The 22,714-nt window shown below is 70.1% G+C and carries 23 protein-coding genes; 8 read left to right on the top strand and 15 right to left on the bottom strand.

Features of this window, described 5'->3' with window-relative positions; translation table 11 throughout:
* The first annotated feature begins 35 nt into the window (after window positions 1-35).
* From N2041_RS00555 to N2041_RS00545, 3 genes are read left to right on the top strand one after another with little or no spacing between them, the layout of a single operon-like run.
* Window positions 36-1,238 (top strand): CoA transferase, encoded by a 1,203-nt coding sequence (locus N2041_RS00555; protein ID WP_297674802.1) that lies wholly within the window; start codon window positions 36-38, stop codon window positions 1,236-1,238.
* On the top strand, window positions 1,235-2,551 hold the full coding sequence (locus N2041_RS00550; protein WP_297674801.1) for a CoA transferase: 1,317 nt from the start codon (window positions 1,235-1,237) through the stop codon (window positions 2,549-2,551). Before N2041_RS00555 ends, N2041_RS00550 begins: the two co-directional genes overlap by 4 nt.
* Window positions 2,548-3,510 (top strand): alpha/beta fold hydrolase, encoded by a 963-nt coding sequence (locus tag N2041_RS00545; protein ID WP_297674798.1) that lies wholly within the window; start codon window positions 2,548-2,550, stop codon window positions 3,508-3,510. Before N2041_RS00550 ends, N2041_RS00545 begins: the two co-directional genes overlap by 4 nt.
* A 411-nt stretch (window positions 3,511-3,921) precedes the next feature.
* Here the strand turns inward: N2041_RS00545 and N2041_RS00540 are convergent, their stop codons facing one another.
* From N2041_RS00540 to mdh, 4 genes are all read right to left on the bottom strand, one after another.
* The gene (locus tag N2041_RS00540) at window positions 3,922-6,381 is read right to left on the bottom strand and encodes a molybdopterin-dependent oxidoreductase (RefSeq protein WP_297674797.1); all 2,460 of its coding nucleotides are present in this window, start codon (window positions 6,379-6,381) and stop codon (window positions 3,922-3,924) included.
* 7 nt (window positions 6,382-6,388) lie between these two features.
* Entirely contained in the window at window positions 6,389-6,862 is a 474-nt protein-coding gene (locus N2041_RS00535) for an NADH-quinone oxidoreductase subunit I (RefSeq protein WP_297674795.1), read from the bottom strand.
* Window positions 6,863-6,951: 89 nt separating this feature from the next.
* The gene (locus N2041_RS00530) at window positions 6,952-8,112 is read right to left on the bottom strand and encodes an MFS transporter (RefSeq protein ID WP_297674792.1); all 1,161 of its coding nucleotides are present in this window, start codon (window positions 8,110-8,112) and stop codon (window positions 6,952-6,954) included.
* A gap of 87 nt (window positions 8,113-8,199) precedes the next feature.
* Entirely contained in the window at window positions 8,200-9,138 is a 939-nt protein-coding gene (gene mdh, locus N2041_RS00525; RefSeq protein WP_297674790.1) for a malate dehydrogenase, read from the bottom strand.
* Window positions 9,139-9,240: 102 nt separating this feature from the next.
* Here mdh and lepA point away from each other — a divergent pair, with 102 nt between their 5' ends.
* Together lepA and N2041_RS00515 are read left to right on the top strand one after the other, a co-directional pair.
* Complete coding sequence (gene lepA / locus N2041_RS00520) at window positions 9,241-11,067, top strand: translation elongation factor 4 (RefSeq protein WP_367187669.1); 1,827 nt, start codon at window positions 9,241-9,243, stop codon at window positions 11,065-11,067.
* An 85-nt stretch (window positions 11,068-11,152) separates the two neighbouring features.
* Window positions 11,153-11,401 carry an Lrp/AsnC ligand binding domain-containing protein gene (locus N2041_RS00515; RefSeq protein WP_297674786.1) on the top strand — a complete coding sequence of 83 codons (249 nt, stop codon included), beginning with the start codon at window positions 11,153-11,155 and terminating at the stop codon, window positions 11,399-11,401.
* 6 nt (window positions 11,402-11,407) lie between these two features.
* Here N2041_RS00515 and N2041_RS00510 read toward each other — a convergent pair whose 3' ends face one another.
* Genes N2041_RS00510 through N2041_RS00500 form a run of 3 tightly spaced genes read right to left on the bottom strand, consistent with a single transcriptional unit; the run spans window position 11,408 to window position 14,616 of the window.
* Window positions 11,408-12,340, bottom strand: a complete 933-nt coding sequence (locus N2041_RS00510; RefSeq protein ID WP_297674784.1) for a nucleoside hydrolase — start codon at window positions 12,338-12,340, stop codon at window positions 11,408-11,410.
* 39 nt (window positions 12,341-12,379) lie between these two features.
* Window positions 12,380-13,738 (bottom strand): hypothetical protein, encoded by a 1,359-nt coding sequence (locus N2041_RS00505; RefSeq protein WP_297674782.1) that lies wholly within the window; start codon window positions 13,736-13,738, stop codon window positions 12,380-12,382.
* Complete coding sequence (locus N2041_RS00500; protein ID WP_297674780.1) at window positions 13,738-14,616, bottom strand: UTP--glucose-1-phosphate uridylyltransferase; 879 nt, start codon at window positions 14,614-14,616, stop codon at window positions 13,738-13,740. The genes N2041_RS00505 and N2041_RS00500 overlap by 1 nt, the downstream gene beginning before the upstream one ends.
* A 65-nt stretch (window positions 14,617-14,681) precedes the next feature.
* On the opposite strand from N2041_RS00500, the gene infC reads away from it, so the two are divergent.
* The 3 genes from infC to rplT are packed head-to-tail and all read left to right on the top strand — an operon-like array spanning window position 14,682 to window position 16,013.
* Entirely contained in the window at window positions 14,682-15,425 is a 744-nt protein-coding gene (infC, locus tag N2041_RS00495; protein WP_297674778.1) for a translation initiation factor IF-3, read from the top strand.
* A 3-nt stretch (window positions 15,426-15,428) separates the two neighbouring features.
* Window positions 15,429-15,629, top strand: coding sequence for a 50S ribosomal protein L35 (locus N2041_RS00490; protein WP_297674776.1), 201 nt, complete (start codon window positions 15,429-15,431; stop codon window positions 15,627-15,629).
* Window positions 15,630-15,653: 24 nt separating this feature from the next.
* Entirely contained in the window at window positions 15,654-16,013 is a 360-nt protein-coding gene (rplT, locus tag N2041_RS00485; protein ID WP_297674774.1) for a 50S ribosomal protein L20, read from the top strand.
* Window positions 16,014-16,091: 78 nt separating this feature from the next.
* Here the strand turns inward: rplT and N2041_RS00480 are convergent, their stop codons facing one another.
* The 8 genes from N2041_RS00480 to N2041_RS00445 form a co-directional block, all read right to left on the bottom strand.
* Window positions 16,092-16,880, bottom strand: a complete 789-nt coding sequence (locus N2041_RS00480; RefSeq protein ID WP_297674772.1) for an ABC transporter permease — start codon at window positions 16,878-16,880, stop codon at window positions 16,092-16,094.
* The gene (locus N2041_RS00475; protein WP_297674770.1) at window positions 16,877-17,797 is read right to left on the bottom strand and encodes an ABC transporter ATP-binding protein; all 921 of its coding nucleotides are present in this window, start codon (window positions 17,795-17,797) and stop codon (window positions 16,877-16,879) included. The genes N2041_RS00480 and N2041_RS00475 overlap by 4 nt, the downstream gene beginning before the upstream one ends.
* Before the next feature lie 70 nt (window positions 17,798-17,867).
* Window positions 17,868-18,089 carry a YggT family protein gene (locus N2041_RS00470; protein ID WP_367187668.1) on the bottom strand — a complete coding sequence of 74 codons (222 nt, stop codon included), beginning with the start codon at window positions 18,087-18,089 and terminating at the stop codon, window positions 17,868-17,870.
* Window positions 18,090-18,192: 103 nt separating this feature from the next.
* The gene (locus tag N2041_RS00465) at window positions 18,193-18,453 is read right to left on the bottom strand and encodes a YggT family protein (protein ID WP_297674768.1); all 261 of its coding nucleotides are present in this window, start codon (window positions 18,451-18,453) and stop codon (window positions 18,193-18,195) included.
* Window positions 18,450-19,241 (bottom strand): pyrroline-5-carboxylate reductase, encoded by a 792-nt coding sequence (gene proC, locus N2041_RS00460; RefSeq protein ID WP_297674766.1) that lies wholly within the window; start codon window positions 19,239-19,241, stop codon window positions 18,450-18,452. The genes N2041_RS00465 and proC overlap by 4 nt, the downstream gene beginning before the upstream one ends.
* A complete protein-coding gene (locus N2041_RS00455) occupies window positions 19,238-19,933 on the bottom strand; it encodes a YggS family pyridoxal phosphate-dependent enzyme (RefSeq protein ID WP_297674764.1) in 696 nt (231 codons plus the stop codon). The genes proC and N2041_RS00455 overlap by 4 nt, the downstream gene beginning before the upstream one ends.
* Window positions 19,930-20,193 carry a hypothetical protein gene (locus N2041_RS00450; RefSeq protein ID WP_297674761.1) on the bottom strand — a complete coding sequence of 88 codons (264 nt, stop codon included), beginning with the start codon at window positions 20,191-20,193 and terminating at the stop codon, window positions 19,930-19,932. Before N2041_RS00450 ends, N2041_RS00455 begins: the two co-directional genes overlap by 4 nt.
* A gap of 99 nt (window positions 20,194-20,292) precedes the next feature.
* A complete protein-coding gene (locus N2041_RS00445) occupies window positions 20,293-22,686 on the bottom strand; it encodes a vitamin B12-dependent ribonucleotide reductase (RefSeq protein ID WP_297674759.1) in 2,394 nt (797 codons plus the stop codon).
* Window positions 22,687-22,714: the final 28 nt, after the last annotated feature.

The raw sequence follows: 22,714 nt of genomic DNA, 5'->3' as shown, positions 1-22,714 counted from the left end.
CGGCGGCAGCATCACGCATCACGAACGGGAGTACCATGGACGCACTGCAGGGCGTCACCGTCCTCGACTTCACCAGTCACCTCGCAGGCCCCTACTGCACCAAACTCCTCGCCGACCTCGGCGCCCGCGTCATCAAGGTCGAACGCCCCGGCGGCGACCCGGCCCGCACTCTGCCGCCCTTCCTCGGCGACGAACCCGGCCCCGACCGCAGCGCCACCTTCCAGTACCTCAACACGAACAAAGAATCTGTCGTCCTCGACTTGAAGCAGCCCGCCTCCCGCGACGTCGTCCGCGCCCTCGTCGGGCTCGCCGACCTCGTCGTCACCGCCTCGCCGCCGCGCGTCGAAGAAGCCCTCGGCATCGACTACGCCACCCTCGCCGGCTACAAGGACCTGCCCGTCGTCGCCATCACCAACTTCGGCCATGATGGCCCTTACCGCGACTACTCCCTCGACGACCTCGTCGTCTACGCCATGGGCGCCGAGATGTACAGCCACGGCCTCGCCAGCCGCGAACCGCTCAAACTCGGCGGCACCGCGGCGACGCTCCAGTGCGGCGCGATGGCTGCGGTCGCCGCTATGGGCGCCCTCACTGCGTACGAGGTTCACGGCACCGGCCAGCTCGTCGATGTCCCCTGCTTCACCGTGCAGATCAGCAACATCGACCGCCGCAGCTCGAGCATCCTCGCCTACCGCTTCTCCGGCCGCGTCCAGGACCGGCCCGCCTCCCACATCTCCGGTCTCGCCGGCGGCATCTACCCCGTCGCCGACGGCTACGTCGAAATCGCCGCCCTCCCCGGCACCTACTGGCGCCGCTTCGTCGAAATGATCGGCGACGAGACCCTCAAAGACCCTGCCTGGGACAGCCCCCTCGCCGCCCTCCAGCCCGGCGCCCGCGAAACCGTCGACGCCATCGTCTTCCCCTGGATGCTCGAACGCACCCGGGCCGAAGTCTGGGAAGCCGCCCGCGAGCACCACGTCATGTGCGGCCCGCTCTACACCGGCCTCGACCTCTGGAACGACGAAACCTTCCGCGAACGCGGCCTCTGGACCACCATCCAGCACCCCGACCTCGGCGAGCTGCCGATGCTCGGCCGTCCCTACATCTTCGAGAAGACCCCGTGGCGCATCCGGTCTGCCGCGCCGCGCCTCGGCGAACACACCCGCGCCGTGCTCCAGGAAGCCGGCCTCGAACCCGCCGCCATCGCATCCCTCGCCGCCGAAGGAGTCATCGCATGAGCGCCCCGCTCCCCCTCCAGGGCATCCGCATCTGCGACTTTACCGCCGTTTGGGCCGGCCAAACCGCCACCATGTACCTCGCCGACCTCGGCGCCGAGTGCATCAAAGTCGAGAACCCCTTCATCTGGAACCCGATGACCCGGGCCGCCAGCCCGCGCATGAACGCCATGATGGCCCAGCTCATGCCGCCCTGGATCGCCGGCCATCCGCCCGAGCCCGGCCCGCGCCCCTGGAACAACAGCCCGGCCTTCATCCAGGTCCTGCGCAACAAGAAGTCGTTCACCGTCGACAGCCGCCGGCCGGAGGGGCTCGCCATCGTCAAGCAGCTCATCGCCATCAGCGACATCCTCGCCGAGAACCTCGCCATCGGCACCCTCGAAAAGCTCGGCCTCGACGACGACGCCATCCGCGCCATCCGCCCGGACATCATCATCCTCCACATGCCCGCTTTCGGCCGCACCGGGAAGTACGTCGAAGGCCGCGGCTACGGCGCCCACATCGACTCCGTCTCCGGCGCTACCATCCTCCGCGGCTACCGCGATACCGCCCCGGTGGACAACGTCAGTATCTTCGCCGGCGACTACTGGGGCGGCATGCACGGCGCCGTCGCCGTCATGGCGGCTCTCCGCCACCGCCGCCGCACCGGCGAAGGCCAGGTCATCGAAATGGCCCAGGTCGAATCCTCCGCCCACATGTTCCCCCAGGCCGCCCTCGATGCCGCCTGGAACGGCCGCGAACACCGCACCGTCGGCAACCGCTCCATCGAAGGCCACGTCCCCAGCGGCGTCTTCCCGGCTGCCGGCACCGACCGCTGGATCGCCATCGCCTGCCGCGACGACGCCGAATGGCAGGCCCTCGTCGCCTTCATGGGCAACCCTGCCTGGGCCGCCGACCCCGCCCTCGCCACCGCGGCGGGCCGCGAAGCCGCCCAGGACATGATCGAAGAGCGCCTCGCCGAGTGGACCGCCACCCGCGACCGCGACGAACTCTTCCACGCCCTCCAGCAGGCGGGCGTCACGGCCGGCCCGGTCCTCACCGCCAAGGAGGCCGCTGAGGACCCCCACCTCGCTGCCACAGGCGCCTGGAAGCGTCTCCCCGCGACCGACGACTATCCTGAGGTCGACTGGCTCCGGCCCGCCTATCGCTTCTCGAAATCCGACGTCGACCTCCGCACGCCGCCCTGCCTCTTCGGCGAACACAACGACTACGTGTACCGCGAGGTTCTCGGCCTCTCCGACGAGGAGATCGAGAAGCTCGCCGCCGCCGGCCACATCGCCACGACGTTCGACCCGGAGGTCATCGCCACCGCATGATCCCCGGCACCGCCCGGCGGACGCTCGAAACCGCGCCCGGCGTCGTCCTCGAGTTCTTCGAGGCCGGCGCCGGGCCGCCCGTCATCCTCCTCCACGGGTTTCCCGAACTGGCCTACTCATGGCGCCACCAGGTCGCGCCGCTCGCCGCCGCCGGCTTCCGGGTGATCGTCCCCAACCAGCGCGGCTACGGGGCCAGCTCCGCGCCCCAGGCCATCGAGGACTACGACATCGAGGCCCTCGCCGCGGATGTCGCCGCCATCATCCGCTGGGCCGGCCCGCCCGCCGTCGTCATCGGCCACGACTGGGGTGCACCCGTCGCCTGGCACGCCGCGCTCCGCTATCCCGGGCTCGTCCGCGCCGTCGGCTCCCTCAGCGTGCCCCACGCCGCCCGCGCGCCGCGCCCGCCCCTCGACCTCATGCGCTCAGCCGCCGGGCCCGACCACATCCACTACATCGACTACTTCCAGCAGCCCGGCCTCGCGGAGTCCGAGTTCGAGGCCGACGTCCGCGCAGGGCTCGCCGGCTTTTACTGGTCGATCTCCGGCGATGCGCCCCGTGAAGAGCGCTTCCGTCCCATCCGTCGCGGCAGCCGTTTCATCGATTCGTTCGCGCCGCCCGCCGCCCTGCCGTCCTGGCTCACCGAAGCCGACCTCCAAGTGTACGTCGACGCGTTCACCGCCAGCGGTTTTCGCGGCGGGCTCAACTGGTACCGCAACGTCAACCGCAACTGGGAGCGGTCCGCTGACCTGGCCGGTGCCGTCGTTCGCCAGCCCGCCCTTTTCGTCACCGGCTCCCGCGACCCGGCCCGCAACCCGCCCGCCATCGAGCGGCTCCGCGAGGTCGTCCCCGGCCTCCGCGTTTTCGCCATCCTCGAAGGCTGCGGCCACTGGACCCAGCAGGAGCGCCCCGGAGAGGTCACCGCGCTCCTCCTCGAATTCCTCGGCGCGCTCGATGCCTGACCCGTCCAGGCGTCCACCGACCCGCAACTGAACGTTCTCCGGCCCGTCCGCACATTTTGCGGGCCGTTTACGAACACCCCGGACCGGTTTGACACGGCCCCGCTACCGTATCGCTCGAAGGGTACGGAGGTTCGCACGCTCTCCCCCACCTTCTCCGCGAACGGGCCGCAAGGTCCGTGAACGGTTCCGGCGAGCCTCCTCCCTCGGCAAGCCCCCCGCGGGTCCAGCCCGCGGGTCCGTCCTCACAGGCGCCCGCCTTTCCCCGGGGCGGGCGCCTGCCCAACAACCCCAACCCGAATCCTGGCGTCGAAACTCCTGCCTCTCCAGTTGCGCGCCACCTGCAGCGAACCCGCCGTTTGGCCCGGCGGGTTCGCTGGTTGTTGCCCCCTGGAAGAATCGCCGCCTGCGGCGTCAGCCGGCCGCTGCCGGCACCCGCGCCTCCACGCGAACCGTCGCGATGCCGTCGCGCCCGAACAGCCCGGTCACCGCCCCGCCCTGCAGCAGGCTCGAAATGTAGACGTGGCCCTGCGGCACGCGCTCCGTCACCCACGCCGGCGCCTCGATGCTCGCGCCGTTGCCGCTGACGCGCACCGGGTCGCCCGTCGCGATGCCGAGCGCCCGCGCGTCCTCCTCGCTCACCTGGATGCGGTCGTAGCGGTGCAGCTTCTCCGCCTCCGGGTGCCGGAGGGCCGCCGCGTCGAGCGCCGTGTACAGGTCGCGCGAGGTGATGACGCGCCACCCGTCGCCCGCCGCTATCGCGTCGACCGGCTGCGCCGAAGCCTTCGCCGCCCGCGTCACCGGCAGCTTTACACCTTCACCGATGATGAGGTCCCACGCCGGTTCGTAGGCCGGGTTCGCCTTCGCGATCGCGCCCAGCGCTGCGTCCGGCGTCGCCGGGACGTCGACGCCGAGCTCCTTTGCCAGCACCTGCAGCGCCTCCCAGAGCGGCACCGCATCGCCTTCCGGCCGAACTGCCGCCGCGAGCCGCTGCGCGCGGAAATCCGCCGCGGTGTACGTCCCCGTCGAGGCATACGCCCGCCCCTCGGCCAGGACCGCCTGCGCCCGCTTCGCCGTCGCGTTCAGCACGCCGTCGATGACGACGACCGTGCCGATGCCATCGAGCGCCGCGACGGCGCCCGGCAGCCGCATCGTCGGGTCATCGCGGATGACGAGCAGCCCGGCGAGCCCCTCCAGCGGGTTCGCGCTGCCCTCTGCGCCGATGCCCTGGTCGAGCAGGCCCCACGTGTTCGCCTCCGGCGGCAGCACGGCCAGCCCTTCGCTCGCGCTTTCGCCGAGCAGCGCAATCGCCAGGTTTGCCGCGCCGCCGGTCATCGCCGCCGCGACGGCCGGGCTCACCGGGTTCGGCGCGCAGACCACCATCGTCTGCTCGCGCGGCGCCTCGCGCAGGAGCGCCGCCGCCCGCGCGATCTCCTCGCTCGCCGGCGCGCCGCCCTGCAGCGCCTCGGCCAGCTGCTGGGCCGCCAGGCCCTCCTCCCCGGCCTTCGTGCGAATCCACACCGCCGCGAAATCGACCAGCTCGCTCCGTAGCGGCCCGATCACCACCAGCTTCGCCTTCTCCCACACCACCGCGTCCTTGATGCGGACGCTCACCACGTTGTGGCTCTCTTCGATGTCGTCGGCGACCGTGACGATCGCCTTCGCCTTCGGCAGCCGCTCGAGGTTGGCCGCCATCCGCCACGTGCCGAACCGCGCCTCCAGCGCGCCCTTCACCGCCCGGACCACCGGCCCGAGCGCCTGGTCCGCGGTCGCGCCGAACGCCTTCGACGCCAGCTGCTGGATGACCAGCGCCTCTTCGTTCGTCACCGTTCCGCCGACGAGCACGCACACCCGGCCGCGGGCCTTCGCCTCGCGCAGCAGCTTCGCGGCCTCAGCCGCGGCCTCCGCCAGCGTGGCCGGCGCCTGGATGTTCCCTTTTCGCAGCAGGTGCTTCGACAGCCGCTCCCGCGGCTTCAGCGCATCGTAGTGGTACCGCCCGCGGACGCAGACCTGGTCGCCGCTGAAGGCGTTGCCGTCGCCCGGCCGCACGATGACGCCCCGGCCCTCCTTCGAGCCCAGCCGGATGCTGCACCCCACGGCGCACGAATCGCACGTCGTCGAGGTCCACTTTTCCGGCTTTGCGACCCACTTGTTCGGGTGCTCCATCAGCGTCGCCGTCGGGCAGACGTCGATGCAGGCACCGGAGAAATCGCAGTTGCTCTCGTGAATCGGACCGCCGGCGCCGAACGCGATCATCGCGTCCCAGCCGCGCCCGCTCAGCGTGATCGCGCCCGTGTGCCGCTTCTCGTCGCACGCCCGCACGCACCGCGTGCAGATGATGCACATCTGCGGGTCGAACTCCATGAACGGGTTGCCCCGGTCGGCCGGCGGCTGCGGCGTCTGGTACCAGGTGCGCTGCTCGCCAACCCACGGCTCGTAACCCGCGCTGCCCACCATCTCGCAGGTCGCCTGCAGCTCGCACCGGTAGTTCTTCGAACAGGTCAGGCAGCGGTGCGTCACCACGTCGTCGCGCAGGCAGATGTCGCCCGGGTGGCAGTGCTCCCGCCGGTGGCAGGTCAGGCAGCGGTCGCTGTGGTTCGCGAGGATGATGGAGAGCACCGACCGGCGCCCTTCGAGCACCTCCGGCGTGTTCGTCCGCACCACCATGTTCTCGGTCACGACTGCGGTGCACGAAAGCTGGAGCCCCGGCGGCCCTTCGATATCGACGAGGCACGACCGGCAGCCCGCGTACGGCTTCAGGCCATCGATGTAGCACAGGCTCGAAACGTAGAACCCGTTGTTCTTGAGCACCTCGAGGAGCGGCGCGCCGGCCGGCGCCTCGATGACCTTGCCGTCGACAGTTATCTGGACCATGGGCTCCCTACAGGCGGTGGAAATCGGCGTCCGGGTCGGGTGCCTTCATGCCGTTCGGATACGTGTTGTTGTTCCGCTTCAGGAACTCCTGCGCCACCCGGGTCAGCGCGTGCTTGTCGCGGTACATCTCCTCGAAGTTGTACACCGCGTCATCCAGCGGCCCGCCCGGCTGGATCGCCTCATACGGGCAGGCCTCCGTGCACAGCCCGCAGTACATGCAGATCCGGAAATCGATCTCGTACCGGTCGATGTTCCGGCGCCCTTCCGCATCCTGGCTCGTCGCCACGAGGATGCAGCCGTCCGGGCACGCCTGCGCACAGGTCGAACACCCGGTGCACCGCTCTTCGAACCACAGCAGGTTCGTCCGCGCGTAGACCGGTACCTGGCGGACTTCCTCCGGGTACTGGATCGTCGCCGGCGGCCTGAACATGCTGCGCAGCGTCAGGCTCATCCCCTTCGCGATGCCCTTGCCGTATGCCATGTGGAGGTCCCCCAGGTAGCGCCGGGCCCGAGTCCTTCGCCGGCGCCCCCGATCCTACCAACGGGGGATTGTGATTACAAACACAAGGCTCACTCCGCCGCCAGCTCGCGCGCCCCGCCGGCCCGCCCCCGCTCCTGCACGAACAGCCCGTACATCGCCATCGAAACCAGCGCGATCGCCCCTGCTGTCGGGCCCAGCGCCGCGTAGCCGCCCGCCTCCAGCGCCAGCCCGCCGACCAGCGACCCCGTGACGATGCCGAACTGCTGCCCCGCCGCGTTCAGCGCCATCACCGTCCCCCGGTCGCCCGGCGACATCTCCGTCATGATCGCCTGCGAGCTCGCGAACCGCGCCCCGCCCGAAACGGCGAACAGGAAGAGGAAGCTGAGGCCGACGGCCATCGCCGCCGCGGCCGTCGTCGTCAGCGAAATGAACACCGCGCAGGTCAGCGACGTCCACAGGATGACCGGCCGCTTGCCCACCCGGTCCGAGAGCCGGCCGCCGGCGTTGCTCCCTACGAGCACGCCCAGTCCCATCACCATCGTCAGCCCGCCGAGCGCCCACTTCGCCAGCCCGAATTCATCGTGGAAATAGGCGCCCATGTAGGTCGCGAACACGAACCAGTAGCTCGTCGAGAGGTAGTTCGAGAACAGCGCCGCGCTCGTCGGCAGGTCGCGCAGCACCCGCGGAATCGCCGCCATCCCGCTGCCAGCCTCGCCGCCCGCCCGCCGCGGCGGGTCCGCGGGGAGCTTCCGGAAGAGCAGCCACGTGAACAGCACCAGCAGCGCCGCCAGCGCCACGAACGTCCACCGCCACGAGAACACGCCGCTCAGCACGGCCCCCGCCGGCACACCGAAGATGCTCGCGCTCGTGTTCGCCGAGATGACCCACGACATCGCCCGGCCGCGCTCTTCGTACGAGAAGTAGTCGCCGACCGCGGCGAACACCGCCGGCGTCAGGCAGGCCACGCCGAGCCCGGCCAGCGCCCGCGCGAGCAGCAGCGGCACGAACCCCGGCGCCGCGGCCGAAAGCGCCGTCGCAAGCGTGAGGGTCGCCATCCCGGCCACCACCACCGGCTTCCGTCCCAGCCGGTCGATGAACGGGCCCGAGAACACCGCCGCCACCCCGCCCGTCACCGCATACGCCGTCACCAGCAACCCGGCGACCGCGACCCGCACGCCGAAGTCCTCCGAAATCTCCGGCAGAATCGGCGTGATGATGAGGTTGTTGAAGACGACAGCAAACGAGGCCACGCACAACAGCGCCAGCACCAGCGTCCGTTGTGACCGTGGCCCCGCGAGCGACACGTTCCTCAGCCTACACGGCAGCCGCCGAACGCGTCAGTTCAGCAGCTTCAGCAGCTCCTTGGTCGCCTCCGCCGCCGCCACGACCTTCGCCCGCTCCTCGTCGGTCAGCGGCAGCTCGAACGTCCGCTGGATGCCGCCTTCGCCCAGCTGGCAGACCGTCCCGCTGAAGACGTCCCGGATGCCGTACTCGCCCTGGTGGTAGACCGAGCAGGGGATGAGCCGCCGCTGGTCCAGCAGGATGGCCTCGACCATCGCGATCGTCGCGGCCGAAGGCGCGAAGTACGCCGAGCCCGTCTTGTACAGCTCGCCGATCTCCGCGCCGCCGCGCATCGCCCGCGCCACGATCGCCTGCACCTTCTCCGCCGGCAGCAGGTCCGTCAGCGGCACACCCCCGACACGCGTCTGCGAAACCACCGGCACCATCGTCGTGTCCGTGTGCCCGCCGATCACGTACCCGTGCACGTCGTTCACCGAGACGCCGAGCTCGGCCGCGATGAAGTACCGGTAGCGCGCGCTATCCAGCGCGCCGCCCTGCCCGATGACCCGCTCCCGCGGGAAGCCGCTCGCCTGCATCGCCACGTGGCACATCGCGTCCATCGGGTTCGAGAAGATGATGATGACGGCGTTCGGCGAGGCCTTCGCCGCTGCCGCGACCTTCGACCGCACGATCTCGGCGTTGCCGTTCAGCAGCTCCTCCCGGCTCATGCCCGGCTTCCGCGGCGCCCCGGCGGTCACCACCACGACGTCGCTGTTCGCCGTCTCCTCCCAGCCGTCCGTCGCCGTGATGCGCGTCGAAAAGCCTTCCCACGGCGCCGCCTGCGATTCATCCAGCGCCTTCCCGTGATGCATCGTCCCCGCAAACTGCGGGTCGTCCTGCAGCACCACATCGCAGATATCGCGCTCGATCAGGCGCTGGGCCATGGCACCGCCGGTCATCCCGGCGCCGACAATCGTGACCTTCTTCCGAGGCATGGAGCTCCCTGCTGAACTGGAATTCGCCAGCCAAGGCTAGCACCAACCTGCCTTACCCGCGCCCGCGCCACGGCCCCTACGCCCCGCCTCGCGTACACTCGAATCGTGGACCAGCCCCGCATCCGCAACTTCTGCATCATCGCGCACATCGACCACGGCAAGTCGACCCTCGCCGACCGCCTCCTCGAGCGCACCGGCACCATCTCCGCGCGTGAAATGGCAGAACAGGTCCTCGATTCCATGGACCTCGAGCGCGAAAAGGGCATCACCATCAAGGCCGCCGCAGCCCGCATGCTCTACCGCGCCAGCGACGGCATCGAGTACGAACTCAACCTCATCGATACCCCCGGCCACGTCGACTTCGCCTACGAAGTCTCCCGCTCCCTCGCCGCCTGCGAAGGCGCCCTTCTCGTCGTCGACGCCTCGCAGGGCATCGAAGCCCAGACGCTCGCCAACGTCTACCTGGCCATGAACCAGGACCTCACCCTCATCCCGGTCCTGAACAAGATCGACCTCCCCCACGCCGAGCCCGAGCGCGTCGCCGCCGAGCTCGAACGCGTCATCGGCTTCTCCCGCGATGAGGTCATCCTCGCCTCTGCCAAAGAGGGCACCGGCGTCGACCAGATCCTCGAAGCCATCGTCCAGCGCATCCCGCCGCCCTCCGGCAACCCGGATGCCCCGCTCAAGGCGCTCATCTTCGATTCGAAGTACGACGCCTACAAAGGCGTCGTCGCCCACGTCCGCGTCGTCGATGGCGAGATGCGCGGCCGCCGCAATCTGAAGCTGATGTCCACCGGCGCCGTCTTCGAGCCCCTCGAGTTCGGCATCTTCAGCCCCGGCATGAAGCCGCTCGAAGGCCTCTCGGCCGGCGAAGTCGGCTACGTCGCCACCGGCCTCAAGGACGTCGCCGAGTGCCGCGTCGGCGACACCATCACCTGGGCCGATGCCCCGGCCCCCGAGCCGCTCCCCGGCTACCGCCGCGCCAAGCCGATGGTCTTCGCCGGCATCTACCCCACCGACTCGGACCAGTACCAGGAGCTCCGCGACGCCCTCGCCAAGCTCGTCCTCAACGACGCCTCCCTCGTCTACGAACCCGAATCCTCCGCAGCCCTCGGCTTCGGCTTCCGCTGCGGCTTCCTCGGCCTCCTCCACCTCGAAATCGTCGTCGAGCGCCTCGAGCGCGAATACGGCCTCGAACTCCTCACCACCGCGCCCTCCGTCGAGTACCGGGTCCAGACCACCTCCGGCGAAGAAATCCTCGTCGATAACCCGGCCGACCTCCCCGACCCCTCGAAGATCGCCGTCATCTCCGAACCGTGGGCGAAGATCGACGTCATCACCCCCAGCCGCTACATCGGTCAGGTGATGGAGCTCGTCACCAGCCGCCGCGGCCAGTTCCTCCGCATGGAGTTCCTCGAAGCCGAGAACGACCTCGCCCCCGGCGAAGCCCGCGTCCTCCTCGAATACGACGTCCCGATGGCCGAGATCCTCGTCGACTTCTACGACCAGCTGAAAGGCTCGACCTCCGGCTACGCCAGCCTCGACTACCAGGTCAAAGAGTACCGGCCCGCCCGCCTCGTCAAGGTCGATATCCTCGTCAACGGCCAGCCCGTCGATGCCCTCTCGATCATCACCCACGCGTCGAACGCCGACAAGGTCGGCCGCGCCCTCGTCACGAAACTCAAAGACCTCATCCCCCGCCAGCTCTTCGAGGTGCCGCTCCAGGCCGCCGTCGGCGGCAAAATCATCGCTCGCGAAACCATCCGCGCGATGCGCAAGAATGTCCTCGCCAAGTGCTACGGCGGCGACGTCACCCGCAAGCGCAAGCTCCTCGAAAAACAGGCAGAGGGCAAGAAGAAGATGAAGCGCGTCGGCAGCGTCGAAATCCCGCAGGAAGCCTTCATGGCCGTCCTCCGCCTCCGCGAGTGACGCCGGCACCTGTAACCCGTTCGAAATCCTGCTCTGTTAACCTCCAGCCATCCCGGCGCATCGCGCCGAACCCCCGGAGCGCTCCGTGATCAAGGCCTTCGTCCTCATCGTCGTCGACCCGGCCAAGACCGTCGAAGTCTACGAAAAACTCCGCGCCGTCGAAGGCATCTCCGAGGTCTACCAGGTCATGGGGCCCTACGACATCGTCGCGGTGGTCGAAGTCCCCTCGCTCACCGACGTGCCCGCCGTCATCTCCCGCCACATCCGCGCCATCGACGGCATCGAAAGCACCACGACCTGCGTCACCTTCCCCGAGGCCTCCGGCGCACGCTGAACCGCCTCACGGGCAGGCCGCCAGCGCCTCCGCGACCAGGTCGAACAGCCGCCCCGCATCCACCGTCGTCGCCACCCGGCAGTTCGTCTCCGGCGTCGGCTCCCCATCGGTCAGCGTGCGGCGGTCCATCACCGTCATCCCGCGCGTCAGGTCGCCCCGCGTCTCCACCTCCACCCGGGCGAATGCGAACGCGAAGAGCTCCGGCGCTGCCAGCGCGGCCACCGCGCACGGGTCGTGGAGCGGCACCGCCGGCGCCCCGGTGAGCCGCTCCGTCGCCGCGCGGTAGTACTCCAGCAGGTCCGCGATCACGCCCGCCGTCCGCGTCCCCGTGCTGCGGAACCGCGCGATCGTCGCGGCGTCGACGGCCGCCTGCCGTGTGAGGTCGAGCCCGCACATCGTCAGCTTCGCGCCGGAGGAGAACACGATGCGCGCGGCCTCCGGGTCGGCCCAGGCGTTGAACTCCGCCGCCGGCGTCACGTTGCCCCACGTCGTCGAACCGCCCATGATGCTCAGCCGCGCCATGCTCCGCGCGAAGCGGGGCTCCATCCGCATCGCCAGCGCGATGTTCGTGAGCGGCCCCGTGGCGATGACCGCCGTGCCCGGGTTTCCCATCACCGTCTCGACGAGGAACTCCACCCCGTTCCGCGGAATCACCGACCGGCCCGGCCGCGGCAGCTCCGCGCCATCCAGCCCGGTCGCCCCGTGCACCCGTTCCCCGGCCCGCGGCAGGTCGCCGAGCAGCGGCCCCGCCGCCCCGGCCGCCACCGGGATGTCCGGCCGCCCGATGAGCTCCAGCACCTTGAGCGCGTTCTCCGTCACCCGCCAGAGCGGGGCGTTGCCGCCGACCGTCGTGACGCCGAGCAGCTCGAAGTGCCGCGCCGCGAGGATGATCGCGACCGCGTCGTCGTGGCCCGGGTCGCAGTCGATGATCGCCTTCATGCGTTCACCTCCCGCAGGGGAATGCCGTGACACCGAAGTTTAGAAAATCGGGCCCGTCTCTGGCGCCTCTTCGCCCTCGAGCCCGAGCAGCCGCTCTGCCGCCAGCAGCCCCGCGCCCTGCAGCAGCCGCCGCCGGATGCCCAGCAGCGCCGCCTCGTCCGCCCCGCCGAGCGCCCGCCGCACCAGCTCGAACAGCGCCCGGCCCGTCACCAGCGCGTACCGGTAGTTCTCGCACGCGCGCACCAGCGGTTCGCTCAGCTCCTGCTCCCGCTGGTCCGGGTCGCGCTCCCGGTACCCGTTGACGATGACGACGCCCTTCGGCGCCGGCCGGCCCGCCAGCACCTCGGCTTCGATGCGCCGCTGCAGGCGGACGTACGGCCATTCCGCCACCTGCCCGGATGCACTCTCGGTTTCGATGAACGCCGTGGTGTCGTCCGACCGCGCAACGAGCGGCTCGCCCGGCCCCGAAACGACGGCGAAGCCCAGCGTCTGCAGCGCGGCCGTGACCGCCTCCCGGAAGCCCGCGCCGTCCCGCCAGAGCAGGCCCCGGTACCGCGCGAGCGCGTCGTGCCGCTCGCGCACGGCGTCGAGCCGGCTCCGCGCCTCGGCCTCGGCTGCCTGCGCCTCCTCGAGCTCCGCCTCGACCTGTTCGAGCCCCGGGACGGCGACGCCCCGCACCCAGTACGGCGCCTCCTCGTGCCCTGCGGCCCCGCGCAGCTGCCGGCAGGCATCGACCAGCGCCTGCGCGAGCTGGGAGCGCTGCGCCCCGTACGACTCCATCACCACCGGGATGAACACCACCCGGCCGCCGAGCACCTCGAACTCCGCCGCGATCGGCACCCCCGAGCCGCCGAGCGCGATCGGCCGTCCGTGCCGCCGGAACTCCGCCTGCCGGTCGTCGAACCACGCCCGCCACGCCGTCTCCGAACGGAACTCCCGCAGCACCGCGCTCATCGGGTGATGGTCGTCGGCAACCCGCACCGTCCGCCCTTCGCCCGCCCGCAGCCACGGCGCCGACCAGCTCATCCCCGGCGGCGCCGGCAGCCAGTGGTACCGGTCGCACCCTTCGAACCCGACTACGCCGCCCTGGAACGCGTCCGGCCGCCCCAGCACCACGACGAGGCCGCCGGCCTCCAGCAGCCTTCGCGTCTCCTCCTGCCGCCGCCGCAGCTGGTCGGCCAGCCCGGCGACCGTCGCCGAGCCGGGCACGTTCAGCACCGGCCGCCCGTCGAACGCCTCGTACTCCTTCCCCTCGTCCACCAGCTCCCGCACGACCCGGTCGATGCCCGCCGGGTCGATGATCACCGCGTCGTAGTCGTTGTAGTTCGGCGCCGTGACCGGGTTGTAGTTGTCGATCGCCACGTTCGGCAGCGGAAACGAAATGCTCAGGATGCGCATCAGCACTCCCCCTCCAGCAGCGGCGCGAGCCGCTCGCGGAGCCCGCCTGCCAGCTCCGGCCGCCGCATCGCCGCAGCCACGTTCGCCACGATGTACCCGAGCGGCCGGCCCGTATCGTACCGCCGGCCCTCGAACCGCAGCGCCGAGACCGGCTCACCCGCCGCGATCTGCCGCGCGATTGCGTCCGTAATCTGCCGCTCGCCGTTCTTCCCGGGCGGCGTCTCGTCGATGTGCCGCAGGATGCTCGCCCCGAGCACGTACCGACCCACGATGCCGAGCCGCGAAGGCGCCTCCTCCAGCCGCGGCTTCTCCACCACCCGCCGGAGCCGCGCCGGGTTCGCGTCATCGATCGGGTCGACGATCCCGTACTGCGGCACGTCCGTGTCCGCCACCTGCTCGACGGCGATCGCCGTGCCGCCCGTCTGCTCGTACGCCTCGACCAGCTGCGCCGTGCACGAGCGCTCCCCCAGGATCACGTCGTCCGGGAACAGCAGCGCGAACGGCTCCCCCTCGATGTACGCCCGCGCGCAGGCGACTGCGTGCGCGATGCCCAGCTGCTTCGGCTGGTAGACCGCGTGGAACTCGGCCTTCGCCGCGATCGCTGCCAGCGAATCGGCCAGCGCCTGGTTGCCGGTTTCCCGCAGCGCCGTCTCGACCCGCGCCCCGGCCCGGAAGTGCTCGAGGATCGACTCCTTCCCCTCGGCGATGACGAACACGATGCGCGAAATGCCGGCGGCCACCGCCTCGTCCACGCAGTAGTCGATGAGCGGCCGGTCCACCACCGGCAGCATCTCCTTCGGCACCGCCTTCGTCGCCGGCAGCATCCGCGTCCCGAGGCCTGCCGCCAGGATCACCGCCGTCGTCACGCGCTGGCTCATACCCGCCCCATCCTAGGCCGTGCCATCGTTACCGGATATACAGAACACGCCTTCCTTGCTAGCATGTGAAGCTGTTTCAATCTCTTGCGGGGAGCAGTTTGAGGAGACGACCTAAGGTTCCACCACGGCCGGCACCGCCGGAGCCACGGATCAACGAGCGCATCCGCGTTCCGGAAGTCCGCCTGATCGACGAAGAGGGCCGCCAGATCGGCATCGTCAAGACCTCGGAGGCGCTCGCGATGGCCCGCCAGCGCGACGTCGACCTCGTCGAGGTTGCCGCCCAGGCCAGCCCGCCCGTCGCCCGGCTCATGGACTTCGGCCGCTTCAAATACGAACAATCGAAGAAAGAGCGCGAGGCACGCAAACACCAGCAAAACGTCCAGCTTCGCGAAGTCCGCATGAAGCCGAAAATCGATGACCACGACATCGACTTCAAGACCCGGACCGCCGCGAAGCTCCTCAAGGAGGGGGACAAGGTCAAAGTCACGGTCATGTTCCGCGGGCGGGAAATCACCCACCCGCAGATCGGCAAAGCCCTCATCGACCGCGTCGTGAAGAGCCTCGAAAACATCGCGACCGTCGAAAAAGAGGCCACGCTCGAAGGCCGCCACATGACCGTCATCCTCGCGCCCGACAAGAAAAAGATCGCTGCCCTGGCCAAGGCCGCCGCCCAGCAGCCCGCCGCCAGCGGCAAACCCTCCGATGAGGAGGAGGCGGCCATCGCAGCGGCCGCCGCAGCTGCCCCGGTCGTCGGCGACGACGGCCACGATATCGACGACGATGACGGCGACGACGCCGACGAGGAGTAACCGATGCCCAAGCTCAAGACCCACAAAGGCGCCGCCTCCCGCTTCCGCGTAACCGGCGGCGGCAAGATCATGCGGATGTACGGCAGCCGCAACAACTTCCGCCGGAAGAAGCGCGGCCCCGTCAACGTCCTCTACAGCCGCACCGTCGAGGTCGCCAGCTCCCACACCAAGCTCGTCCGCCGGCTCCTCGCCGGCCAGGGCTGAGCCGCACCACCCGGAGATTGACCCATGAGCCGCGTCAAGCGGGGCGTCACCGCCCATCGACGACATAAGAAAGTCCTCGCCCTTACCAAAGGCCACGCCGGCCAGCGCCACCGGCTGTTCCGCCGCGCCAACGAGAGCATGCTCCACGCGCTGCGCTACAGCTACGAAGACCGCCGCGACCGCAAAGGCGACTTCCGCGAACTCTGGATCGTGCGCATCAACGCCGCCGCCCGCCTCAACGGCCTCACCTACAGCCGCCTCATCAGCGGCCTCAAGAAGGCCGGCGTCGACCTCGACCGGAAGATGCTGGCCGACCTCGCCGTCACCCGGCCCGACGCCTTCGCGAAGCTCGCCGACCAGGCCCGCGCCGCCCTCGCGTCCTGACACCCGGGCGCACGGTTCGAACCCGCTTCGGGGACGATGCACTGCATCGTCCCCGTCTTGCGTTCGTCGCCGCCCTTGCTACTGGCCCGAATAGGTCAGCTTCGGCACCCGGCTGAGTCCGAGCCCGTACACGGCAGCGCCGAGCACACCCAGCACCGCGAAATCGATCCCGTAGCCGATGAAGCCGCCGCTGCCCGTCGCGTAGGTCGCCAGCTGCAGCCCGTCGACCGCGTAGGTCAGCGGATTCACGTACGCCAGCACCTTCATCCACGCCGGCAGCCCGTCCACCGGGAAGAAGGCGCCCGAGAAGAACAGCAGCGGGAAGAGCGCCAGGTTCATCACCAGGTGGAAGCCCTGCATCGAATGCACCCGCGTCGCCAGCGCCTGCGCCAGCCCCGTCAGCATCAGGTTCAGCAGCACCACCGTCAGCAGCGCCAGCGCGATGCCGCCCCCGATGCCGTACTGCCAGCCGAAATCCACGAACGGCGCGGCGACCGCCAGCACCAGCGCCGCCTGCAGCGCCCCGATCGTCATCGCCGCCAGTGACTTCCCCAGCATCACCGTCCGCGGCGAATGCGGGCTCGAGAGCAGCAGCCGCAGGAAGCCGCTATCCCGGTCCCGGTAGTACGACGCCGACGAAAACGTGGATGAGAACACCGACGTCATCACCACCGTCCCCGCCACGAGGTACGCCGTGAAGTTCCCCGCCGGCAGCGCCGCCGGCTCCAGCCCGTGCGAGACCCCGTTGCCGAGGAAGATGAGGAACAGCAGAGGCGTCAGCACCGAGGAGTACAGCTGCGAACGCGCCCGGGCTACGCTCTTCAGGTCGCGCAGCGCGATCGCCGCCGCGGCACGCACCCCGCTCACCGCGCCGCCTCCGCGCGCCGCTGGATGAACTGGAAATACGCGTCCTCCAGCGAAGCCTCTTCGATGCGCAGCCCCCGGATCGCGTTCCCCGCGGCGGCGAAGAGCCGTGGCACCAGCGCCGTCGCATCGTCCGTCATCACCAGCACCTCGCCATCGAGCACGGTCACGCGGTCGAGGCCTGCCTCGGCGGCGATGCGCTTCGCGGCGTCGGGGTCGGCCCCGTTCAGCTCGACGCGCACCGCCTGGCGGCGCAGGTCCCGCTTCAGCTCCGCCGGCGCCCCCGCCGCGACCACCCGTCCGGCCTGCACGAACGCCACGAGGTCGCAGACGGCGTCCGCCTCGTGAAGGTCGTTCGTCGCCAGCAGCACCGTCGCGCCGCCCCGCTCGGCCCGCACCGTCTCCCAGAGCAGCCGCCGCTCCTCCGGGTCGACCCCGGTCGTCGGTTCGTCGAGCAGCAGGAGCTCCGGGCGGTGGAGCAGCGCGCGCGCCGCTTCGAGCCGCCGCCGCGTGCCGCCGGAGAGGGTGCTGATCGGGTCGTTCGCGCGCCCCGCGAGGCCGAACCGCTCGAGCAGCTCGTCCGCGCGCCGCCGCGCCGCCCGGCCCTCGACGCCGAACAGCGTCGCTGCGAACAGCAGGTACTCGCGCGGGCTCATCAGGGGGTCCGAAGCGTTCTCCTGGAAGACCGTGCCGATGCGCGCCCGAAGCCGCGGGTGCGGCGCTTCGCCGAGGATCGTCAGCGTCCCGCTCGGCGGCCGTTCGGCCCCCGCGACGAGCGCGAGGAACGTGCTCTTGCCGCTCCCGTTCGGCCCGAGGACCCCGAAAATCGACCCTGCAGGGACCTCCAGCGTGAAGCCGTCCAGCGCGGCGCGGTCGCCGTAGCTCCGCCGAATCTCCCGCGCCGCGATTGCGCTGCTCACAGGGAAAGTGTCACACCGCCGCCCGCTCGGATCGAGTGCCGCGCACGCCCCCGGCCCGCCCCGGCGCCGTTCAGGCCGGGGCCACCAGCATCGCGACCAGCTGCTGCATCACCAGCAGCGCCAGGATCGCCATCATGGGCGAGAGGTCGATCATCCCGGCCCGCGGCATCACCCGCCGGAACGGGTCGATGATCGGCTCCGTCACGCGGAACAGCAGCTGGTACAGCGGGCTCGCCTGGTCGACCGGCAGCCAGCTCAGCAGCGCCCGCGCGATGATCGCCCAGGTCAGGATGTTCAGCCAGGTAAACGTCAGCTGGGCAACGTACGGATTGATGGCTCGACCCCCCGGCGTCGCTGCTTCCAGCTTACCAGATCGGCCGGTGAAGCCCCCGTCATCATTGCGCCGCGGCGCGCTGCACCACCGAAATCATCACGTACAGCAGGATGATCACCACCATCCCGGAGAAGTCGATGAACCCCGTCCGCGGGAGCACCCGCCGCACCGGCTCCAGCAGCGGCTCCGTGATGCGGTAGAGCAGCCGCGCGACCTCGTTGTCCTGGCTGATCGGGAACCAGCTCATCAGCGAGCGCAGGAAGATCGCGAGGATGAGCAGCCAGAGAAACAGCGTGAACAGCTGCGCGATCGCGGGGTTCACGCCGGCCCCCCGAGTTCGACCGCTCGCGCGAACGCGGCCCGCACCGCTTCGATGACCGATGCGCGCAGCGCGCCCTTCTCCAGCTCGAGCAGCCCCGCCGAGGTCGTACCCGCCGGCGAGGTCACCATCGCCCGCAGCTCGGCGGCGCTCTTCCCGCTCTCCTGCGCGTACTGCGCCGCGCCCAGCACCGTCTGCACCACCAGCTCCTCGGCCTGCGCACGCGGCAGCCCGACCGTGACCGCCCCTTCGATGAGCGCCTCGATGAACAGGAACACGTACGCCGGCCCGCTCCCGCTCACCGCCGTTGCCATGTCGACCTTCCGCTCGTCGTCCACGTACACCTCGCGGCCGATGGCGCCCAGCAGCTGGCGCGCCACGCTCCGCTGTTCGACCGTCACCGCCGGCGCAGCCGTCCAGGCCGTCATCCCGGCCCGGATCGCCGCCGGCGTGTTCGGCATCGCCCGCACGACGAACGGGTGGTCGAACGCCGCCTGGATCGTGGCGATCCGCACCCCCGCCATGATCGAGAGGATGAGCGCGCCCGGCCGCACCCTGCCTTTGACCGTCGCCAGCTCCTGCGGCTTCACCGCGAGGACCACGAGCCCCGCATCGCCCATCGGCCCGAAATCGCCCGTCGCCTCGATGCCGTAAGCCGCGCGGAGCTGCGTCCGGCGCGCCTCGACCTTTTCGACGACGGTCACATCCGCCGGTTCGAAGATGCCGCGGTCCAGCGCCCCGGCGAGGAGCGCCTCGCCCATCACGCCGCCGCCGACGATCGCTGCCTTCATGCCCGTTCTCCGAAAATCGCCCGGCCGATGCGCACCATCGTCGCTCCTTCTTCGATGGCGACCTCGAAGTCGCCGGTCATGCCCATCGACAGCTCGCGCAGGCCGCACTCGCGTGCCAGGCCTGCCAGTTGGCGAAACACCGGCCGCGCCTCCTCGGGGTCGCGGACCGGCGGCGCAACCGTCATCAGCCCTTCGACCCGCACCCGGCTGAGTCCCCGCGCATACGCCAAGGCGGCCGCCACATCGTCCGGCGCGAAGCCGTACTTCGTCGCTTCGCCGGCGACGTTCACTTCGAGCAGCACGGGGATGATGCGGTCCCCGGCGGTACGCTCCAGCACGTCCAGGAGGCGGGTCGAATCGATGCCGTGGAGTATAGCAAAGGCCCCCGCGGCCGCCCGGGCCTTGTTCGATTGCAGGTGCCCCACCATGTGCCAGCGCGGCGCCGGCAGCCCGCGCTCGGCGGCGACACCCGCGACCGCCGCAATCTTTGGCAGCGCTTCCTGCACCCGGTTTTCGCCGAAGTCCGTCACCCCTGCGGCCAGTGCCTCGGCGACCGCCTCCGGCCCGAACGTCTTGCTCACCGCAATCAGCCGGACCCCGCCCGGGTCCCGCCCCGCGCGCTCGCACGCCCGCGCGATGCGCTGCCGCACCCCGGCGACCCGGTCGGCGATCGACGTCATCGCAGCCGTCACGGCAGGTCCGGCGGGTGCCGCGCTTCCCAAACCCCGCGCGCGACGACGGCCGCCACGATCAGCCCGAGCAGCGCGAGCCCCAGCAGCGCCGAGGTCAGGAACGCCCAGAGCACGATGACGAACCCCAGGATAGCGCCGAACAGCAGGCCGAGCGGCAGGGCCAGCGTCTTGAACACGACCCAGATGATGACGAACGTCTCTTTCCACGAGCCCGGCGGCGGGTCATCCTGCGGCGAGCTCGGCCCGTAATAGAACCCCATGGCTCGATTGTGGCGGCCCTCCGCCCCGCTGTCGAACGGCAGGAGGGGCGCGGGAGAATCCCCGCGCCCCTCCTGTGCTGCGGCGTCCGGCCGGTCAGCTCAGCCGCACTTGTTGTAGAAGCAGTTGTGGCAGACGAGGCAGCCCTCCGCGTAGTACAGCACCGCGCCGCACTCCGGGCAGCCGACCCCGCTCGCGACCGCGTCGCTGTGCAGCTTCGCCGCCACGCTCGGGCCCGTGCTCTCCACCACGAGGTCCGGCGGGATGAGCGCCGGCTGCGCCGCCGCCTTCGAACCGCCGAACTTCAGCTCCAGCCACCGGAACACGTAGTCCACGATGCTCGTCGCGATCGGGATCTCCTTGTTGCTCGTCGGGCCGCTCGGCTCGAATCGCGTGTTCTTCAGCTTCGAGGCCAGCTCCGAGAGCGGCACGCCGTACTGCAGCGCGTAGCTCGTCAGCATCGCCACGGTGTCCATCAGCCCCGAAACGGTCGACCCCTGCTTCGAAACGTTGATGAACACCTCGCCCGGCGTCCCGTCTTCGAACAGGCCGACCGTCATGTAGCCTTCCTGCTCGCCGACCCGGAACTTGTGCGTGATCGCCTGCCGCTCGTCCGGCAGCCGCCGCCGCACCGGCCCGGCGGCCTGCGCCACGATCGCCTGCGCCGCCTCGACCGCCTTTTCCGCGTCCGACTTCTCCGCGTGCTTCAGCACCTGGAACTCGCGCGAGCCGTCCCGGTAGATGGTGATGCCCTTGCAGCCCGTCCGGTATGCCAGCTCGTACGAAATCCGCACGTCGTCGATCGTCGCCGAGTTCGGGAAGTTGATCGTCTTCGAGACCGCGTTGTCGGTGAACTGCTGGAAGGCCGCCTGCATCCGGACGTGCCACTCCGGCGCGATTTCGTGCGCGGTGACGAAGACGTCCTTCACCCACTGCGGCACTTCCGGCCGCTCGGCGAGGTGGCCGCCTTCCGCGAGGAACCGCATCAGCTCGTCGCTGTAGAAGCCCTCCGCCCGCGCCACCGCTTCGAACTGCTCGTTCACCTCGGTCAGCTCGGTCCGCTTCGTCGGGTCGTTCTTGTCCAGGTAGTGCGAGCGGATGAACGCCAGCGCGAACACCGGCTCGATGCCGCCCGAGCAGTTCGCGATGATGCTCAGCGTGCCCGTCGGCGCGATCGTCGTCCGCGTCGCGTTCCGCATCGGCCGCGGCCCCTCGGGCCCCTTCGGCCCGTAGATCGAATCGGCCCAGTCCGGGAAGTTCCCGCGCACCCGGGCCAGCTGCTCGCTCGCCGCGTCCGCCTCCCTTTGGATGAACGACATGACGTCCCGCGCCAGCTGCAGCGCCGCCTCCGAGTTGTACGGGATGCGCAGGTCGATCAGCATGTCCGCCCAGCCCATCACCCCGAGGCCGATCCGCCGGATGGCGTGCGACGTCTCCGCAATCTCCGGGATCGGGTAGGCGTTCATCTCGATGACGTTGTCCAGCATGTGGACGCACCGCCAGACCGTCGTCCGCAGCCGGTCGAAGTCCACCCGCTTCGAACCCGGCTCGCCCACCGTGAAGTTCTTCAGGTTGATGGAGCCGAGGTTGCACGAATCGTGCGGGTAGAGCGGCTGTTCGCCGCACGGGTTCGTCGATTCGATCGGGCCGCGCTTCGGCACGGGATTCGCCCGCCCCGCGTTGATCCGGTCGATGAACACCACGCCCGGGTCGCCGTTCTTCCAGGCGTTCCGCACCATCTTCTCCCACACTTCGCGGGCGTCGCGCTTGCCCATCGGCTCGCCCGTCTGCGGGTCGATGATGTCGTACGTCGTCCCGCGCTCCAGCGCCTCCATGAAGGCCTCGGTCACGGCCACGCTGATGTTGAAGTTCGTCAGCGTCGTCATGTCCGCCTTCATCTCGATGAACTCATCGATGTCCGGGTGGTCGACGCGGAGGATGCCCATGTTCGCGCCGCGGCGGGTGCCGCCCTGCTTGATCGCCTCCGTCGCCGCATCGAACACCTTCATGAACGACACCGGCCCGCTCGCCACGCCCATCGTCGTCTTCACCTTCGCGTTCGCCGGCCGCAGGCGCGAAAACGCGAAGCCGGTGCCGCCGCCCGACTTGTGGATGATCGCCGTCTGCTTGATCGCCTCGAAGATCCCTTCGATCGAATCCGGCACCGGCAGGACGAAGCACGCCGAGAGCTGCTGCAGCTCACGGCCCGCGTTCACCAGCGTCGGCGAGTTCGGCAGGAAGTCCAGCGAGGCCATCAGCCGGTAGAACGACTCCTCGGCTGCGGCCCGGTCCTGTTCGGTGCCGCCGAACCGCAGCTCGGCTTCCGCCAGGTTCCGCGCCACCCGGCGGAACACCTCATCCGGCGTCTCGACCGCGTCGCCCTGCTCGTTCCGCTTCGCAATCCGGCGTTCGATCACCACCTTCGCGTTGTGCGAAAGCTCCGCGGGGCGAAAGTCGCCCCCAAGCCCGGGCAAATCGTGCGTCGTGGTGACCATGGCCTTCCTCCCTTGTTGGCGGCCCCGT

It is taken from the genome of Tepidiforma sp. (assembly GCF_026419595.1).
Lineage (GTDB): Bacteria > Chloroflexota > Dehalococcoidia > Tepidiformales > Tepidiformaceae > Tepidiforma.
This window is presented reverse-complemented; position numbering and strand designations above follow the sequence as displayed.